The sequence below is a fragment of the Desulfofundulus australicus DSM 11792 genome, assembly GCF_900129285.1.
GTDB lineage: Bacteria > Bacillota > Desulfotomaculia > Desulfotomaculales > Desulfovirgulaceae > Desulfofundulus > Desulfofundulus australicus.
Genome location: NZ_FQUW01000018.1, coordinates 26132 through 44195 on the forward strand (window position 1 = coordinate 26132; position 18064 = coordinate 44195).

An 18064-nucleotide genomic window follows, 5' to 3' on the forward strand; every position below is an offset into this window, starting at 1 on the left:
AACAATCGCTCCCCTGTTCAACTTTATGTAAACTGCGGCGGAACAACCGCCGCCGCTTTGTTCCAACCCTGCGCGTGTCCCGGCAGGCAGCCCTGTGCCGGCCGCGGCCCGACAAGCATTCTTGTCTTAGAACCGGCGCTACCCTCTTCAGGACTTATCCGGCTGATTAAAGGCACCCCGAACCAGGTTGTCACAGGCCTCCAGGGGTTCAGCCGTTTTAGCATCGGCCAGCTTTTTCTCCAGCTCCAGAACCCGTTTTTCCAGGCGTTCAATATTGTGCATCAGGCAGTTAATTACTTCCGCCACCGGGTCGGGCAGCAGGTCGTGGCGCAGATCAATATCCGGCTTGCTTGCTGAATCCACCCGCTTGCCGTCCTGAATGACCACCTTGCCGGGCACTCCCACCACGGTGCTGTTGGGAGGTACGGGCTTGAGCACCACTGAACCGGCACCAATTTTGGAGTTGTCGCCCACGGTGAAAGAACCGAGTATCTTGGCCCCGGCGCTGATAACCACATTGTTGCCGATGGTGGGGTGGCGCTTGCCCTTTTCTTTGCCCGTCCCCCCCAGGGTCACTCCCTGGTAGATGGTCACGTTGTCGCCAATTTCGGCCGTTTCTCCAATTACCACCCCGGCACCATGGTCAATAAACAATCCCTGGCCGATTTTTGCCCCGGGGTGGATTTCGATCTGGGTGAGAAAGCGGGAAATATGCGAGATCAGGCGGGCAATGGTGAAAAGCCGCTTCCGGTAAAAGAAATGGGCTATCCGGTGCATAATTATGGCATGCAGGCCGGGATAGCAGAGCAGCACCTCCAGGAGGCTCTTGGCCGCCGGATCCCGCTCAAATACCGCCTGTATATCACGTTTGAGCTGCTTGAACATGGCCCACCCTCCAAGTGGCTAACCGGAGAATATGAACAGCCTGTGATCCGCTTTATTTGCTCGAGACAGGAAGAACCACCGGAATGCTTCAGCAGGCACCGGCAACCCGGCCCAGGCGGGAGAGCACCTTTTCCCGGCCCAAAAGGGAAATGACCTGGTAAAGCTCCGGCCCGTGGGTCCGGCCGGTGAGAGCTACCCTGATGGGCAGGTAAACCTTCCGGGCACCCAGACCCAGCTCTTTGGGCAGTTTTTTCAATATGCCCCGGGCGGTGTCCTCATCCAGCTCACTGACCGTCCTGACCTTTTCCGCCAGGGCGGAAAGGACGCGGGGAACCTCTTCCCCGGCCAGCACCGCCCGGGCTTCTTCATCCTCCGGTTCAACCTCCGGCGCGAAGAAAATATCCACATGGCGGGTAATTTCGGACAGGCTGGTCAGGTAATCCCGTACGGTAGCCACCAGCTGTTTCAACCACCGGTACTGTTCCGGAGTCACCCCGCCGGAAATATAACCGGCTTTCTGCAGAAAGGGAATGGCCAGCTCGGTGAGGCGGTCCAGGGAACTCTGCCGGATGTAGTGGCCGTTCAACCAGTTAAGCTTGTCCAGGTCAAAAATGGCCGGGTTCTTTGCCACCCGCTCCAGGGAAAACTGCTGCACCAGTTCCTCCAGGGTGAATATTTCCTCCTCTCCCCCCGGGGACCAGCCCAAAAGGGCCAGGAAGTTGACCAGGGCCTCGGGAAGGTAGCCCATTTCCCGGTACTGCTCGATGGAAGTGGCCCCGTGCCGCTTGCTCATCTTGGAACGATCCTGGCCCAGGATCAGGGAAATATGGGCAAATTGAGGTTCTGGCCAGCCGAAAGCACGGTACAGGAGGATCTGCCTTGGCGTGTTGGACAGGTGCTCCTCCGCCCGGATGACATGGGTAATGCCCATATGGTGGTCGTCCACCACCACCGCAAAATTATAGGTGGGAATACCATCGGATTTGACGATAATAAAATCGCCGATACCCGCCGTATCAAAGGTCACCTCACCGCGGACCAGATCGTGAACGGTGATGTTTTCCCCGGCGGGAACCGCAAAACGTAAAACCGGCCGCCGCCCCATTTCTTCCAGGCGGCGCCGGTCCTGTTCAGTCAGGTGACGGCAGCGGCCGGAATAGCGGGGCATTTCACCGCGGGCCAGAAGGGCCTCCCGCTCGGCAGCCAGTTCTTCTTCCGTACAGTAACAGGGGTAGGCCCACCCGCTTTCTAAAAGCTGCCGGGCATACTGCTGGTAAATGGAAAGCCGTTCCGTCTGCCGGTACGGGCCGCAGGGGCCGCCCACCTCAACTCCCTCATCCCAGTCAAGGCCCAGCCAGCGTAGTGCTTCCAGGATATTTTGCTCCGATTCCCGGGAAGAACGCTCCAGATCCGTATCTTCAATGCGCACAATAAAAGTACCGCCCTTCTGGCGGGCAAACAGCCAGTTAAATAACGCCGAACGAGCCCCACCGATATGCAGCGGGCCGGTAGGGCTGGGTGCAAACCTCACTCTGACGCCGGACAAAAATGGTCCTCCTCCACTATGTATTTTAAGACCTCATTATTCGACCCATATTATATCACCGGCCGGGCGTAAGAAGCAACTTGAGAAATGGGCGCGGGGCCTTGCCGGGGCCCGCATGCGGCACTAGAATATAAGGGAAGAGAAATACCCTTTCCCCGCCGGGCAGATACGCGGGGGCAAATTGCGGCCGGTCCGGCCGGGGCCGGACAGCCAAAAAAGGACGGTAATGGCAAGTGATTGCAGGATTAACCGGCGGCATTGCCACGGGTAAAAGCACGGTGGCCGCTCTATTCCGGGATCTGGGGGCACGGGTGATTGACTTTGACGCCCTCGCCCACAGGGTGATGAGCCCGGGGTTAAAGGCATGGGAAGAAATCGTAAAATTTTTCGGCACGGGTATACTGAACCCTGACCGGACCATCAACCGGAAGGAGCTGGGCCGCCTGGTTTTCGACGATCCGGAAAAGCTGGCCCGGCTGAACAGCATCGTTCACCCGGCAGTTTTTGAGGAGGACAGGAAAATTACCGCAGAAATCCTGGCCCGGGATCCCGATGCGGTGATCATCAAAGAGATTCCCCTGCTGGTGGAAGCAGGGGCGGGACATCTGGTGGACAAAATCATCGTGGTTCACGCATCCCCCGAAGTACAGCTGCAAAGGCTTCTGGGCCGGGGATTCAACCGGGAGGAAGCTTTGAAAAGAATTAACGCCCAGGCTCCCCCGGGCGAGAAAATGAAGTGGGCTGATTTTGTTATTTATAACGACGGCTGCCTGGAAGAAACCCGGAAGCAGGTGGAAGAAGTCTACCGGCAATTGGTGCAGGCAAGGGCAAGCTCCGCAACGGTAACCCGGCGTATTTCCCCGTCTTCATAAACGGGTACGATACTGGTATCCTGCAACAAATGCCCGTATTGCTCCCTATCCAGTTTCTCGCCCATTATACCGAGAAAACGCAACGTGTACCCCCTTACCACGGGGTCGGGATCATCCACGTAAGGGGCCAGCATGGGTATGTATCTCCTCACCAGATCCGGTCTGGCCCGGGCAATTTGTCCTGCCGCCCACATTACTCCGCGGCGCAGCATCTCCTCCTCCACGTGAAAGAGGATGATGGAAGCATAATCCCCATATAGATCCGGCCGACGGGCAACAATTTCCCCCATGGCTTCCACGGAGGCCCAGCCAATGCCCCCGGACTCCTCGTTAATGGCCCAGAGCAGGTTGCGCAAAATCAACCTCACCGCCTGGGGGTCTTCTTCGGCCAGGCGCCCGGCCACCACACCCATGGCCTCGATGGCCCGCCAGCAGAGGAGCGTACCGGGCTCATACAGGAGCCTTCTCAAGTACCTGATCCTGGTCCTGTCCCCGGCCACCATTTCGGCGATTTCATCATACTTCCGCTCTTTTAACAGGGTTATCACGAGGTCTTTAGTATTCAACATAGAATCCACCCCTTCGCCGGGTATAAAAGCCATGCCGGTTGCCCCCGGAAGAATTCCGTCCCTGCGCGGTTAATCCAGAGCTCCTGTGGGCAATAGATTTTCCGAACGACCCCGAGAAGAGACAACGGCGGCCACGGCGTAAGCCGCTATCCCCTCACCGGTACCGGTAAAGCCCAGCCCTTCGGTGGTTGTAGCCTTGACGTTAATGCGGCCGGCATCAATATTGAGCGAGCGGGCAATGTTAAATTCCATGCTGGGAATGTATGCGGCCAGCCGGGGTGCCTGGGCCACCACCACGGCATCGATATTGCTCACCCTGTACCCCCGTTCCGCCAGCATCTTTCCCACCTCTTCCAGCAGCATCAGGCTGGAAATCCCGGCATAACGGGGGTCGTGATCGGGAAAATGGCGGCCGATATCCCCCAGCCCGGCGGCACCCAGGAGGGCGTCCATAACAGCGTGGACCAGCACGTCGGCATCGGAATGCCCCGCCAGACCCCGCTCAAAGGGCACCTCCACCCCTCCCAGGATCAGGGGGCGCCCGGCAACCAGCCGGTGCACATCGTATCCGAAACCCATCCTCAACGGTGCAGAAGGCACGTTGCTCTTCTCCCCTTTCTCCAGCAGGGCCTCCGCCACAACCATATCCTCGGGGGTGGTAATTTTAATATTCCGGTAGGAGCCGGGGACCAGTTTCACCGGGTGGCCCATGGCCTCCACCAGGGAAGCGTCATCGGTGGCCGAAATTTTTTCCGCCGCCGCCCGCCGGTGGGCTTCCACGAGCAGGGAAAACCTGAAGCCCTGGGGGGTCTGGGCCTGCCACAGCACTTCCCGGGGGAGGGTACGGGCCACAAAGCCCCCGGAGCCCGCCTCCTTTACCGTATCCTTCACCGGAACGGCCAGGGTGGCCGCCCCCCAGCGGGAAGCCTCGCGGGCCACCGCCAGCACATCCTCCACCCGCGCCAGGGGCCGGGCGCCATCATGAACGAGCACAACCTCCGTTTCCGGCGGCAGGGCTTCCAGCCCGTTGCGCACGGAATCCTGCCGCCGCCCGCCGCCGGGTACCACTCCCCGCAGTTTGCGGCAGCCCCATTCCCGGCGGGCCAGCCGGTCCACGCGCTCCACATCCCCCTCCGCCGCCACCACAACGTAGCCCTGGACCGGTTCCGCTTCCTCAAAAATGCGCAGGCTCCGGGCCAGCACGGGCAAACCGGAAAGGGGCAGGAACTGCTTGTTTATTCCCTGCCCCATCCGCTCGGAACGCCCGGCGGCCACCACCACGGCAAAAACATTATCCAATGGCGTTCACCCCGTTATAGCGCACATTTCCGTTTTCCTGGCGCTGCTCCTGCCGGGGACGGGCGAAGATCATCCGCCCGGCAGCCGTCTGCAGTACGCTGGTTACCAGCACGCTGATGGTCTGCCCGATATATTTTTTACCCCCGTCGACCACGATCATGGTGCCGTCATCCAGGTAGCCCACACCCTGGCCGGCTTCCTTGCCGTCCCGGACCACCTGCACGACCATTTCTTCCCCGGGCAGGACCACCGGTTTGATGGCGTTGGCCAGCTCATTGATGTTGAGCACCTTCACACCGTGAAGCTCGGCCACCTTGTTCAGATTAAAATCGTTGGTCATTATTTTGGCCCCCAGGCGCTGGGCCAGTTTGACCAGCTTGGAATCCACCTCGGTTACATCTTCCAGGCCCCGCACATTATCGATTATTTGAACCTTGACCGGGGAATTCTTGCGCATCTGGTTCAGTATATCCAGCCCCCGGCGGCCGCGGTTGCGTTTTAACACGTCCGGAGAATCGGCAATATGCCGCAGTTCCTCCAGCACAAAGGCGGGAACCAGAAGGGTGCCTTCAATAAAACCGCTGTCAACCAGGTCAGCAATGCGGCCGTCGATAATTACGCTGGTATCCAGCAGCTTGAAATTGGACTGGCGGTTTTCCGCCCGGGAGGCCTTTTCCCTGCCAAAACGGGGAAAATTACTGAAAAGGCCCAGCAGCTCCTCCCTTTTTTTCACGGCCACACTCATTCCCAGATAACCCAGAAGCAGGGTGCCCAGGATCCAGATAATCTTGCCCAGCGGTCCCAGAACAAAAAGAATTGAACCTAATAAATTAGCAATTATGAGTCCAATAATCAGGCCCACAGAACCCATCACCAGGTCCTGGGTCGGGGTCCTGGAAAGACGCTGTTCCAGGAAAGATGTCAGGCGTACGGCCCCGCGAATGATCGGGGAAGCCAGGAACAGGCCCAGTATAAGCCCGATCAGGGTGCTCAGGGCCAGGATGCCGAACTTAAGCTGGGGCAGGCCGCCCGGGAGAGATAACAAACCCCTGTCCAGAACGAGCAGGCCCGTATAAAAGCCGGACGCCGAAAAGATGGCAATCAGCAGAAAAAAAATAACGCGCCTCAGCAACATTTTCACCTCACTTTCTCCTCAACTCTCTTTAATTCTCCTGTTTACGAGTGGGCTTGCCCGCTTCATTGCTGACACTTATATTATAGCCCCATAAGATAACCACTTCAACTAAAAATTGGAGATTCTTACCTTTTAAAAAAAAACACGCCAGTAATTACTGACGTGTATTAAGCAAAAGCGCTGTCCACCAGGGATTGGGCTTTTTCTTCTTCCAGTTCGGTAGCCAGAGCCAGCTCACTGATTAATATCTGACGAGCATTCTCCAGCATTTTTCTTTCCCCGGAAGAAAGGCCCTTTTCCTTCTCTCTCTTGGCCAGGTTACGCACCACCTCGGCAACCTCGTATATATCGCCGCTGCGCATTTTTTCCAGATTAGCCCGGTAGCGGCGGTTCCAGTTGGAGGACATGGCGGTGCTTTTTCCCTTGAGGATGCTGATAACTTTGGGTACGCTTGCCCGATCTATGACTTCCCGCAGGCCAATTTCCCGGCAGTTGGCAATGGGAATCATTACCTTCATATCACCTACGGGCAAGCGCAAAATATAATACTGCTTCTTCTCTCCCAGAACTTCTTTTTCCTCAATGGCTTCGATGATCCCTGCCCCGTGCATGGGGTACACGACCTTATCTCCAACTTTAAACAACGCCGGACCCCCTTAAACTTAAAACTTTACCTGTACAAAATTATAGCAGGAACCGCGACATTTGTCAAGAAATATTAATTTTAGCATAGCTACTATGCCGTGTCAACAGAAATTTTTGAATAGCCTGTTTGACAGGACAAGCACCCGGCAGGTATAATTATCAAAAAAGGGCCATCTGAAAAAGGAGTGGTACCGTTTTGATCAAAAATGCAGCCTATGATGATTTTCAGCGCACGGTTTCGGAAGTGCTGGTCTGCAACCGGAGTGTACTGGACGTGCTGGCCAAGACCCAGGAGGCCAATGCCCGCCTGAACAGGGCGGTGATTAAAACGGTTACCAGCTGCGGATGCTTGAGAATAAACGCCCGGAAAAAAGAAATTCCCCCGGATGCTACCCTGGCCGACCTGCGGCACCTGCTGGAATCACACCTGGCAGGGGAAATGTGCGGGGAATGCCGGGAGGCGGTGGAAAACGCTATCGGGCGCTGCCTGTTCTACCTGGCGGCCCTGTGCGATCTGCTTGATTTGAATCTGGAAGATATTGTGGCCAAGGAACAGAAACAACTGCGCATCCTGGGCATATATAACCTGGCTTGAAAAAGGCGCCGGTCGACGCCTTTTTTAATTGCGACCCTCCTGAAGCAGTTGCTCGCGGTAACGGGCCAATCCTTCTTTAATGGAACGGGCCCGCGCCTCCCCGATACCCTCCACCGCATCCAGCTCTTCAATGCTGGCATTGAGAATTTTCTGCAGGGAACCAAACTCTTTAACCATATTTTCAATCACCGGCAGGGGCAGGCGGGGAATTTTATCCAGGATGCGGTACCCCCGGGGAGAAACGCTCTGGTCGAGAATGCTGGTGCTCCCGGGATACCCCAGGGCACGGGCAATCAGGGAAAGATCCAGGAGGTCCTCCGCCGGCCAGCTGTTGATCATGGCCAGAATGGTACCCGGGGACCTGTCCGCAGCCGTAGCGTAGTCACGGATAATCAGCAGGCCCTCGTGTTCCACGCCGGTTACCAGCTCTTCCAGCTGCATGGTGATCAGCCTTCCCTCTATCCCCAGCTCGCTGATGTACTTCTCAATTTCCTTGACCACCCGCAGTACCATCTCCACCCTCTGAATGGCCCGGCTCACATCAAAAAGGGTTACCGCTTCCTCAAACTCCAGAATGCTCAGCTGCTTCACCACCCGGTCCAGCACCGAGCGGTATTTTTCCAGAGTCTGAATGGCCTGGTTGGCCTTGGCCAGAATAACCCCCACATCCCGCAGCACATACTTCAGGTTTCCCTTGTAAATGGTAATTACTCCCCGGCGCTGGGAAATGGAAATGACCATGGCACCGGTCTGCTTGGCCACCCGTTCGGCCGTGCGGTGCCTGATGCCGGTTTCGGTGGAAGGAATGCTCAGGTTGGGGATGAGCTGGGTGTTCGCCGCCAGGATTCGCTTCAAATCCGAACTTATAATTATGGCCCCATCCATCTTGGCCAGCTCATAAAGGTTGGCCGGCGTGAATTCCGCGTTAACGGCAAATCCTCCCTCGGCAATCTCCATTACTTCCGGCGAATCGCCAATAACAATCAGCGCCCCCGTTTTTGCCCGCAGGATGTTTTCCAGGCCTTCGCGCAAGGGAGTACCGGGAGCAACGGTACGCAGCAACTGCAGCAGCCTGTCTTCTACACGTTCCTCCTTCAAGGTTTCACCCCTCATTTTCCAGGGCTATTTCCAGAGCCTCTGACAGGGTCCGGGCCGTCCAAATTTCCAGGGTTCCCAACCGTGACCGGTCCACCTGACCCGCATTGGCCCGGGGCAGCAGGCAGCGGGTGAAACCCAGCTGTGCCGCTTCCTGGACCCTTTTCTCAATCCCGGTAACGGGGCGGAGTTCCCCCGTCAGGCCCACTTCACCCACCACCGCCAGGCGGCAGTTAACCGGGCGATCCCGGAAACTGGAAGCCAGGGCCACCGCTATGGCCAGGTCAACCGCCGGCTCCACCAGGCGCACCCCGCCCACCGCGTTGACATAGGCGTCATAGCTGCCCAGATGCAGGCCCACCCGCTTTTCCAGCACGGCCATGATCAGAATAACCCGGTTGTAATCCACCCCCGCCGTCATGCGCCGGGGGGTGCCGAAGCCGGTGGGCGACACCAGGGCCTGAACTTCCACCAGAAGCGGCCTCGTCCCTTCCAGGGTGGGCACCACCACCGACCCGGCCACCGGCCCGGCGGAGTGCTGCATTATGAACAGGGAAGAGGGATTGGCCACCTCCACCAGGCCGGCATCCTTCATCTCAAAGACGCCAATCTCGTTGGTGGACCCAAAACGGTTTTTAACCCCCCGCAGGATGCGGAAGGACTGGTGCCTCTCCCCTTCAAAATACAGCACCACATCCACCATATGCTCCAGGATCCGCGGCCCGGCCAGTATTCCCTCCTTGGTCACGTGCCCGACCAGGAAAATGGCCACTCCCATTTCCTTGGCCAGGCGCATCAGCCGGGTGGTGCACTCCCGCACCTGCCCCACACTGCCGGGAGCAGAACCGAAATCCACATGGTGCATGGTCTGGATGGAATCCACCACAACCAGGGCGGGATTCAAAGACCTGATGCTGTTTTCCACCGCATCAATATCCGTTTCTGCCAGGAGGTACAGCCGGCTGGACTCCACGCCCAGGCGGATGGCCCTCATGCGTACCTGCTGGAGCGACTCCTCACCGGTGACATAAAGTACCACCCGGCCGGCACCGGCAACACCGGTGGCCACCTGTAAAAGGAGGGTGGATTTACCGATCCCCGGATCTCCCCCCAGCAAAATCAACGAGGCAGGTACCACACCACCGCCCAGCACCCGGTCCAGTTCACCAATACCGGTGGAAAACCTTTCTTCCTTATCCAGGTTGATCTGGGTTATGGGAAGCGGAACAGGAGCAGCGGCCCTGCCCTCTTTCTGCCCCCTGCCGGAAGCCCTTTCCTCCAACAGGGAATTCCACGCCCCGCACTCAGGGCAGCGGCCCAGCCAGGAATGCGTGCAGTGCCCGCACTCCTGGCAGCAGTAGCGGGTCTTTCCGCTCATGGTCACTCTTCCTTAAATTAATCGGGAACCCGAAACCCCACTCCTGAAAATAAAATTCGTCATTCCCGGGCCTTTTTTCACAGAAGATAACATTTTTAGTATAACATTTCTTAATTTGCTTCCACAAGTTAAAAACAATACCAGAACAGGGTCTTATCACCTCGATCCGCCCCGGCTAAGGCTGCAGTCCGCCCGGCAGGCCCGCTTACAACCTTTACCGGAAAGGTAAAGAAAAAAACCGGGCAAACACCCGGTTCCTGCAGGGCAATGACGCCGGGCGGCAAGCCAACCTTCCCCGGCTTTTATATCTGCAGCTTGTCAGGGGGCTGAAGTTGCCTCTTTAGCAATTCCTGAAGCAACGCTTTTATGTCCTGCAATTCCTTTTCCAGGGCGATGAGCTTATGCACGGCCTGACTGGGGCAGCAGTTCCCGAATTGAGCGCATTTTGAGCAGGGATCCACATAGGCCAGCGGGCACTGATTCACGGTTTAACCCCCTTTAATTAACATTCCGGCATCCCCGGTTCTCCTGTACTAGACCACCCCCTGAGCCATCATGGCCCTGGCCACTTTGAGGAAGCCGGCAATGTTTGCCCCTACCACCAGGTCACCTTCGTAACCGTATTCCCTGGCCGTCTGGCTGACCTGCCGGTAAATGGCTGCCATAATACCCCTGAGCCTGGCATCCACCTCCTCAAAGGTCCAGGAGTACCTCATGCTGTTCTGGGACATCTCCAGGGCTGAAGTGGCAACACCACCGGCATTGGCGGCCTTGGCCGGCCCGAAGAGGACTTTATTATCCCGGAAAACTTTTATGGCCTCCGGTGTGGACGGCATATTAGCCCCTTCGGCTACCGCCATAACCCCATTGGCCACCAGCATCCTGGCTGATTCCTCATCAATTTCGTTTTGGGTAGCGCAGGGCAGGGCAATATCACATTTAACTGACCAGATGCCCTTCGACCCTTCGTAATACCGGGCCGACGGGTGGTGCTCAACATAAGTTTTAATTCTCTTCCTCTCCACTTCTTTGATCTGCTTCACCGTTTCCAGCTTTATCCCGTCCGGGTCCACTATGTACCCGCTGGAGTCGCTCATGGCGATTACCCTGGCGCCGAGCTGCCGGGCCTTTTCCGCCGCATATATAGCCACATTTCCGGAACCCGAGATGATCACCGTTTTACCGGCCAGGGTCTGTCCATGATCTTTAAGCATTTCCTCCAGGAAATACAGCAATCCATAACCAGTGGCTTCAGTCCTGACCAGACTTCCTCCATAGGTCAGGCCCTTGCCGGTGAGAACACCCTGGTAAAGATTCGTTATTCTCTTATACTGGCCGTACAAATATCCTATCTCCCGGCTGCCGACCCCTATATCGCCCGCCGGAACATCCACATCCGCCCCGATATGCCGGTAGAGCTCGGTCATGAAACTCTGGCAGAACCGCATGATTTCGCCTTCTGATTTCCCCTTGGGGTCAAAATCGCTTCCCCCCTTGCCTCCCCCTATGGGCAGGCCGGTCAGGGAATTTTTAAATATTTGCTCGAAGGCAAGGAACTTAATAATGCTCAGGTTTACTGAAGGATGAAAGCGCAGTCCGCCCTTATAAGGACCAATGGCGTTATTGAACTGAACCCTGAAGCCCCGGTTAACCTGCACCCGGCCCTGATCGTCAACCCAGGGTACCCGGAAAATAACCTGCCGGTCAGGTTCCACTATCCTGTGCAGGATACCCGCTTCGACGAATTCAGGATGCCTTTCAATGGCTGGTTCCAGGGATTCCAGCACTTCCAGGACCGCCTGATGAAACTCCGGCTCATTGGGGTTTCGTTTCACCACCTGCTCCATAACCTCATCGATAACCTGTCGTGTCGCCCCCACAGTAAAACCCCCTTATGTTCTGGAATTGGCTGCTAAAAGCGCAGGAGATATTCCTGCAGTTCCCAGGGATGAACATATATCTGGAAACGTTCCCACTCTTCTGCCTTGGCCCTGGCATAAATGCGGTAAATATACTCACCCAGCGTAGCCCTGGCCACCTGGTCGCAGGCCAGTTCCCGCAGGGCCTCATCCAGGGTCCGCGGCAGGCAGGCAGGGCGTGTACCCTTGCACTGGCCATCATCGGTGAGCAAAATGTTTTTATTCAGCGGGGGAGGTAGTTGAAGCTGCTGCCGCATCCCCTCCAGTCCCGCTTTCAAGATTAAAGCCAGCGCAAGATACGGGTTACAGGCAGGATCCGGATTACGCACTTCCACCCGCGTTTCCCGGCCGGGGTGAGCAGCAACGCGCAGCACCGTATGGCGGCTGTCTTCCGACCAGGCCACATGCACTGGCATGGTCAGGTCACCGGGGAACAGCCTTTTATAAGAATTAACCAGTGGGTTGGTAATGGCAGCATTGGCCCGGGCATGGGCCAGAATTCCCGCGACAAAATGGCCGGCTTCCCGGCCGGGCGGCAGGGGTTTCCCAACCCCGTTAATAAAGCCGGCCCCCTTTGGCCGGAGGTACAGGTGCAGGATCATCGCTGACCCCGGCCGATCATTGAGCGGCCTGGGCATGAAGGAAGCGTGAAGGCCGTACCGCTGGGCAATGGTGCGCACGATAAATTTGAAGGTTACCAGCTTATCTGCCATAACCAGGGCGCTATCCGGTTTCAGGGTGATCCCATGCTGGCCCGGCCCTTTTTCGTGATGGCTGAAGCCAACCTCAATCCCCATTTCTTCCAGGGTCAGCACCATGTCCCGCCGGACATTTTCGCCCAGGTCAAGCGGGGTCAGGTCGCAGAACCCGGCATGGTCATGGGTACTGGTGGTCGGGTTACCGCTATCGTCGGTGTAGAAGAGGTAAAATTCCACCTCCATCCCAACCATTATTTCCAGCCCCATCCGTTCGGCTTCAGCCAGCACCTTTTTCAGAACGTTGCGCGAACACCCGGGATAAGGAGTACCGTCGGGATTGAGCACATCACAGATAAAACGGGCCACCGCTTCTTCACGGGGACGCCAGGGAAGCACCAGGAAAGTCGACAGATCGGGCTGCAGGATAATGGCCCGTTCCTGGCTGTTGACCAGTCCATCAACCACAGAGCTGTCGAAAGAAATCCTGCCGGCCATCGCCTGTTCCAGATCATCCAGGGTCAAGGCGATATTTTTAAAAGTGCCGAAAATGTCGGTAAACTGGAGGCGCAGGAACTTCACCCTTTCCTGCCTGGCTTTCTCCCTGACATCTTCACGGGTAAGCATGGCAACCTCCTGAAGATTATTGTTCTTAAGTGAAACATCCGGCTGGTTGGTTTTAATGTAAATAATCCGGCGTCAAAAAATCATAAAAAAGGGACATATAAACATAAAAATTTCATAAAAACACAAAAACTCCGCCCGTTACCTGGCAGAGTTTCTACTGGATGCATATTTTTTTAAAGGTCTGATACCAGATAGTAGCCAACGCCGTGTTTGCTCAGAATATACCTGGGATTGCCGGGGTCGTCCTCGATCTTTTTTCGCAGGCTGCTGATGTAATTGCGCAGGTAGTGCAGTTCATTGCGGTACTCGGGGCCCCAGACCCGGGTGAGCAAATCCTCATGGGTGATGACCTTTCCCGCGTGACAGCCCAGGTGGTACAGGACCTGGTACTCCGTAGCGGTGAGCCTTACTTCCCTTCCCCTGACAAAGACCCGCCTTTGAGCAAAATTGATCACCAGGTCTCCCACTTTAAGGGACGTGCCCCTGGGAAATTCTTCTGACGGGTGGGTTCTCCTGAGGATGGCCTTCACACGGAGCAATAACTCCTCAACGCTGAAGGGCTTGGTGATATAATCATCGGCTCCCGCGTCAAAACCACGGATCCGGTCCTGCTCGCGGGCCCTTCCCGTAAGCATAATTATGGGGATATCGGAAAACTCACGGATTCTCTTACATACCTCAAATCCATTCAATGGACCGGGAAGCATGATATCAAGAATCAACAGGTCATAATGGGAAGATTCCAGCTTTTCAAGGGCGGTTTTCCCGTCGGCGGCCGTATCCACCTGGTAACCACTGGCCAGCAGGTTAACCTTAACCAATCGCACGAGGCGGGGTTCATCATCCACTACCAGGATTGTTTTACGCTTCATTTCAATCCACCCGGTCTTTATCAAGAATTGCCCTTAAGACGCCCGCTGCTCCAGGGGCAGTGTAAAGTAAAAGGTTGTTCCCTGGTTTAACTTGCTTTCTGCCCAGATCCGGCCCCCGTGGCTTACTATGATCTGCCGGGCCAGAGGCAATCCCAGCCCCATCCCCTGTTTGTTTTCCCGGATACCCCTTGCCGCCCGGAAAAATTTTTCAAACAGCCATTTTAAATGCTCGCTATCAATACCAATACCCTGATCGGTAATTGAAACAACAACCTCCCCGGGCTTTACCTCTCCTTTAATTGTGATTTGCGTACGTTCCATGGAATATTTGACCGCGTTATCCACAAGGTTTCGCAGCACCTGCTCGATCCTGATCGGATCCGCTTCCACCAGGGGGAAATCCTCAGGAAAAAAAACGGTATACTGGTGATTTTTAATGCGAAACGACGGGTCCGTGAGCACCTTTCTGACTACTTGCGGTATAGAAACGGGTTCCTTTTTCAGTTCAATTCCGCCCTTCCAGCTGAAAGTAGCGGAATCCAGCAGGTTATCAATTAAGTTCTCGATATGATCCGTTTCCTCTACAATGATTTCCATAAACTCCCGTTGTGGCATGGTCCCAGGTAACGTCCTCCCGCATTAGAGTTGTGATATAGCCTTTAATACAGGCCAGGGGCGTTCTCAAGTCATGGGATAGCCCGGCCAGCATTTCCGACCACAACTGGGCCATATCTTCGGAAGGGAGGAAATAAGAAGCGGCTTCCCGCGATCTCCCGTCAACATCCAGACTGCAGGCGATAAAATGGGTTACCGCCTTGAGTATTTCCGTAATGGGATAGGAATTCAGCAGCAGCGCTTCCCCATAGACCATTAAGAATCCCTTCCTGTCCTCCATGGGGAAACAGGTTACCTCCAGGTCGGACCGGCCGCACCCTTCCATTACCTTCTGTCTTACCGGGCAGTCGAATATGTGGCACGGCACATCACCATTTCCAGGTGAGTTCTGGCGGGAACACCAGAGCACGTCCACCGCAACCTCCAGGCAGCCGGACCTGCTTTCCTGGTCGACCCGGGCGAAATATACTAAACACTGCCTGGCCACCACAATACCCAGCGCCGAACCGCTGGCTCCCAAAATCTCCGCCAGCCAGCGGGGAACCCGCTCGAAATTGCCCTTTTCCCTGACGATTCTTCCGGCCAGGTAAAGCATTTTGATGCAAATATCCAACAGGTAATCCGGTTTTAAAATTTGCTCCGGCACAGGACCATCTCCGGCTAACCTGAATAGAGTTTTTTATTTATTTTTCGATATCCTGTATCAATATCCTCCTTCCGGCAGCACGTCCGGCCCGGCTATAAAAGAGGCACTTGTGAGAATGGGAAAAGGAGGTGCGGGAAAATCGCACCTCCTTACCGGTCCCCCCTGCCTTTTCAGGCGGTATTATTCACTTTGCGCATTTGCCGGTACCCCACCCGCTGCCTGGCCGTCACCGGCCCTGCGCACCACAATCTGGCCGTTTTCGCCGTCCACCACCACCCGGTCGCCCCTGTGGAAGGTACCCTTCAGGAGCTCCTCGGAGAGGCGGTCTTCCACCAGGCGCTGGATGGCCCGGCGTAAAGGCCTGGCCCCGTAGGTTTCATCGAAACCTTCCCTGGCCAGAATTTCTTTAGCCGCTTCAGTAAACTCCACTTCCACATCGTGTTCTTTCATCCGCGCGGCCACTTCCTTGAGCATCAGGCCCACAATTTCCTTGATGTGCTCGGCGGTCAGGGAGTGGAAGACGATGATCTCGTCGATGCGGTTTAAAAATTCCGGCCGGAAGGTGCGCTTCAACTCCTCGGTTACCCGCTCCTTCATGCGCTCGTAGCTGGCTTCCCTCTCCTGTTCGGTGCGGAAGCCCAACGTCCCTTCCTTGCGCAGGGTGTGCACCCCCACGTTGGAGGTCATGATGATCACCGTGTTGCGGAAGTCCACCGTCCGGCCCTTGGCATCGGTCAGGCGACCGTCTTCCAGGACCTGCAGGAGGATGTTGAACACATCCGGGTGGGCTTTCTCAATCTCGTCCAGCAGCACCACGGTGTAAGGCTTGCGCCGCACCGCTTCGGTCAGCTGGCCGCCCTCCTCGTAACCCACGTAGCCCGGGGGTGCGCCCACCAGCCGGGAGACGGCAAACCTCTCCATGTACTCGCTCATATCCAGGCGCACCAGGGCATCCTCGTCGCCGAAAAGGGCCTCGGCCAGCGCCCGGGCCAGCTCGGTTTTACCCACACCGGTGGGACCCAGGAAGATGAAGGAACCGATGGGCCGCCTGGGATCTTTCAGACCCGCCCGCGCCCGGCGCACTGAACGGGCCACGGCCCGCACCGCCTCGTCCTGGCCCACTACCCGCTGGTGCAGGATTTCCTCCAGGCGCAGCAGGCGCTCGGTTTCCTCTTCGGCCAGCTTCTTCACCGGGATGCCGGTCCAGCTGCTGACAATCTGGGCGATATCCTCCTCGGTAACCACCAGTTCTTCCTTGCCCCTGGCCGCCTGCCAGTCCTGCCGCCGGGCTTCCAGTTCTTTCTTCAACTGCTGCTCCTGATCCCGCAGCTGGGCGGCCTTTTCAAACTCCTGGTTGTTGACGGCCGCTTCCTTTTCTTTCTGGATTTCCTCAATCCTCTTCTCCAGATCCTTGAGGTTGGGCGGGGCGGTAAAAGCCCGCAGGCGTACCCGGGAACTGGCCTCATCCACCAGGTCGATGGCCTTATCCGGCAGGAACCGGTCGGTGATGTAGCGGTCGGAAAGCCTGGCCGCCGCTTCCAGGGCCTCATCGGTTATCCGCACCCGGTGATGGGCTTCGTACTTATCCCGCAGCCCCTTCAGGATGGCGATGGTTTCCTCCACCGTGGGCTCCTCTACCATGATGGGCTGGAAGCGCCGCTCCAGGGCGGGGTCCCGCTCAATGTGCTTGCGGTACTCGTCCAGGGTGGTGGCCCCGATGCACTGGAGCTCGCCCCTGGCCAGCGCCGGCTTCAGGATGTTAGCCGCATCGATGGCCCCCTCCGCCGCACCGGCGCCAATCAACGTGTGCAGCTCATCGATGAAAACGATGATGTTGCCGGCCCTGACGATTTCGTCAATAACCTTTTTAATCCGTTCCTCGAACTCGCCCCGGTACTTGGTGCCGGCCACCATGGAAGCCAGGTCCAGGGTGACCACCCGCTTGTTGAGCAGCACCTCCGGTACGTTGCCCTGCACAATGCGCTGGGCCAGACCCTCGGCAATGGCGGTTTTACCCACCCCCGGCTCACCGATGAGCACCGGGTTGTTCTTGGTGCGGCGGCTCAAGATCTGGATGACCCGCTCGATCTCCTTCTCCCGCCCCACCACGGGATCCAGCTTGTCGTCCCGGGCCAGGGCCGTCAGATCCCGGCCGAACTGATCCAGGGTGGGCGTGCTGGAAGCCTGGGGTCTGGCCGCACCCGGCTGCCCCATGGCCGCTCCTCCCGCCATACCTCCGAGCATCTGCAGGATCACACCGCGCACCCTGTTCAGGTCCGCCCCCAGAGACATCAGAGCCCTGGCGGCCACACCCTCTCCCTCCCGGATCAGACCCAGGAGGAGGTGCTCCGTACCCACGTAGCTGTGGCCCATGCGCCGGGCCTCATCCACAGCCAGCTCCAGTACCCGCTTGGCCCGCGGAGTCAGGGGAATTTCCTGCGGCATGGGACCGGAGACCTTTTCCACCATCTGCTCCACCACTGACCGCACTTTATCGGCTTCAATGCCCAGGCTGGCCAGGGCCTTGGCGGCCACGCCCTCCCCTTCCCGGATCAGCCCGAGCAAAAGATGTTCCGTACCTACGTATGGATAATTAAGCCTCCTGGCCTCTTCCTGCGCTAAAAACAGCACTTTTTGCGCCCTCTGCGTAAAACGCCCGAACAACATCGTC

At 57.1% G+C, this 18064-nt stretch carries 17 protein-coding genes; 2 read left to right on the forward strand and 15 right to left on the reverse strand.

Features of this window, described 5'->3' with window-relative positions:
• Positions 1 to 147: 147 nt before the first annotated feature.
• Complete coding sequence (cysE, locus tag BUB44_RS08390; protein WP_073165121.1) at positions 148 to 885, reverse strand: serine O-acetyltransferase; 738 nt, start codon at positions 883 to 885, stop codon at positions 148 to 150.
• Positions 886 to 973: 88 nt separating this feature from the next.
• Positions 974 to 2431 (reverse strand): glutamate--tRNA ligase, encoded by a 1458-nt coding sequence (gene gltX, locus BUB44_RS08395; protein WP_073165124.1) that lies wholly within the window; start codon positions 2429 to 2431, stop codon positions 974 to 976.
• 233 nt (positions 2432 to 2664) lie between these two features.
• On the opposite strand from gltX, the gene coaE reads away from it, so the two are divergent.
• A complete protein-coding gene (coaE, locus tag BUB44_RS08400) occupies positions 2665 to 3303 on the forward strand; it encodes a dephospho-CoA kinase (protein ID WP_073165126.1) in 639 nt (212 codons plus the stop codon).
• Here the strand turns inward: coaE and BUB44_RS08405 are convergent.
• The 4 genes from BUB44_RS08405 to BUB44_RS08420 all read right to left on the reverse strand — a co-directional run bounded on the left by BUB44_RS08405 (position 3234) and on the right by BUB44_RS08420 (position 6950).
• Complete coding sequence (locus tag BUB44_RS08405) at positions 3234 to 3905, reverse strand: DVU0298 family protein (protein WP_051618122.1); 672 nt, start codon at positions 3903 to 3905, stop codon at positions 3234 to 3236. The genes coaE and BUB44_RS08405 overlap by 70 nt on opposite strands.
• A 36-nt stretch (positions 3906 to 3941) precedes the next feature.
• Positions 3942 to 5171 (reverse strand): bifunctional 2-C-methyl-D-erythritol 4-phosphate cytidylyltransferase/2-C-methyl-D-erythritol 2,4-cyclodiphosphate synthase, encoded by a 1230-nt coding sequence (locus tag BUB44_RS08410; RefSeq protein ID WP_073165129.1) that lies wholly within the window; start codon positions 5169 to 5171, stop codon positions 3942 to 3944.
• Positions 5164 to 6303, reverse strand: coding sequence for a PIN/TRAM domain-containing protein (locus BUB44_RS08415; protein WP_073165197.1), 1140 nt, complete (start codon positions 6301 to 6303; stop codon positions 5164 to 5166). The genes BUB44_RS08410 and BUB44_RS08415 overlap by 8 nt, the downstream gene beginning before the upstream one ends.
• A gap of 170 nt (positions 6304 to 6473) precedes the next feature.
• The gene (locus BUB44_RS08420; RefSeq protein ID WP_027356987.1) at positions 6474 to 6950 is read right to left on the reverse strand and encodes a CarD family transcriptional regulator; all 477 of its coding nucleotides are present in this window, start codon (positions 6948 to 6950) and stop codon (positions 6474 to 6476) included.
• Between the two features lie 200 nt (positions 6951 to 7150).
• On the opposite strand from BUB44_RS08420, the gene BUB44_RS08425 reads away from it, so the two are divergent.
• Complete coding sequence (locus tag BUB44_RS08425; RefSeq protein WP_027356988.1) at positions 7151 to 7546, forward strand: hypothetical protein; 396 nt, start codon at positions 7151 to 7153, stop codon at positions 7544 to 7546.
• Positions 7547 to 7570: 24 nt separating this feature from the next.
• On the opposite strand, the gene disA is transcribed toward BUB44_RS08425, so the two are convergent.
• The 9 genes from disA to BUB44_RS08470 all read right to left on the reverse strand — a co-directional run bounded on the left by disA (position 7571) and on the right by BUB44_RS08470 (position 18057).
• Positions 7571 to 8659 (reverse strand): DNA integrity scanning diadenylate cyclase DisA, encoded by a 1089-nt coding sequence (disA, locus tag BUB44_RS08430; protein WP_073165132.1) that lies wholly within the window; start codon positions 8657 to 8659, stop codon positions 7571 to 7573.
• Complete coding sequence (gene radA, locus BUB44_RS08435; RefSeq protein WP_073165135.1) at positions 8649 to 10019, reverse strand: DNA repair protein RadA; 1371 nt, start codon at positions 10017 to 10019, stop codon at positions 8649 to 8651. The genes disA and radA overlap by 11 nt, the downstream gene beginning before the upstream one ends.
• 302 nt (positions 10020 to 10321) lie before the next feature.
• Complete coding sequence (locus BUB44_RS08440) at positions 10322 to 10504, reverse strand: hypothetical protein (RefSeq protein ID WP_073165137.1); 183 nt, start codon at positions 10502 to 10504, stop codon at positions 10322 to 10324.
• 48 nt (positions 10505 to 10552) lie between these two features.
• On the reverse strand, positions 10553 to 11899 hold the full coding sequence (gdhA, locus tag BUB44_RS08445; RefSeq protein WP_073165140.1) for an NADP-specific glutamate dehydrogenase: 1347 nt from the start codon (positions 11897 to 11899) through the stop codon (positions 10553 to 10555).
• A gap of 32 nt (positions 11900 to 11931) precedes the next feature.
• Positions 11932 to 13260: a glutamine synthetase family protein gene (locus tag BUB44_RS08450; RefSeq protein ID WP_073165142.1), complete on the reverse strand. Its 1329-nt coding sequence runs from the start codon at positions 13258 to 13260 to the stop codon at positions 11932 to 11934.
• A gap of 173 nt (positions 13261 to 13433) precedes the next feature.
• Positions 13434 to 14132: a response regulator transcription factor gene (locus BUB44_RS08455; RefSeq protein WP_027356993.1), complete on the reverse strand. Its 699-nt coding sequence runs from the start codon at positions 14130 to 14132 to the stop codon at positions 13434 to 13436.
• 33 nt (positions 14133 to 14165) lie between these two features.
• Positions 14166 to 14729: a sensor histidine kinase gene (locus BUB44_RS08460; protein ID WP_073165145.1), complete on the reverse strand. Its 564-nt coding sequence runs from the start codon at positions 14727 to 14729 to the stop codon at positions 14166 to 14168.
• Positions 14683 to 15393: a histidine kinase dimerization/phospho-acceptor domain-containing protein gene (locus BUB44_RS08465; RefSeq protein WP_073165148.1), complete on the reverse strand. Its 711-nt coding sequence runs from the start codon at positions 15391 to 15393 to the stop codon at positions 14683 to 14685. The genes BUB44_RS08460 and BUB44_RS08465 overlap by 47 nt, the downstream gene beginning before the upstream one ends.
• Positions 15394 to 15573: 180 nt before the next feature.
• The gene (locus BUB44_RS08470; RefSeq protein WP_073165199.1) at positions 15574 to 18057 is read right to left on the reverse strand and encodes an ATP-dependent Clp protease ATP-binding subunit; all 2484 of its coding nucleotides are present in this window, start codon (positions 18055 to 18057) and stop codon (positions 15574 to 15576) included.
• Between the last annotated feature and the right edge of the window lie 7 nt (positions 18058 to 18064).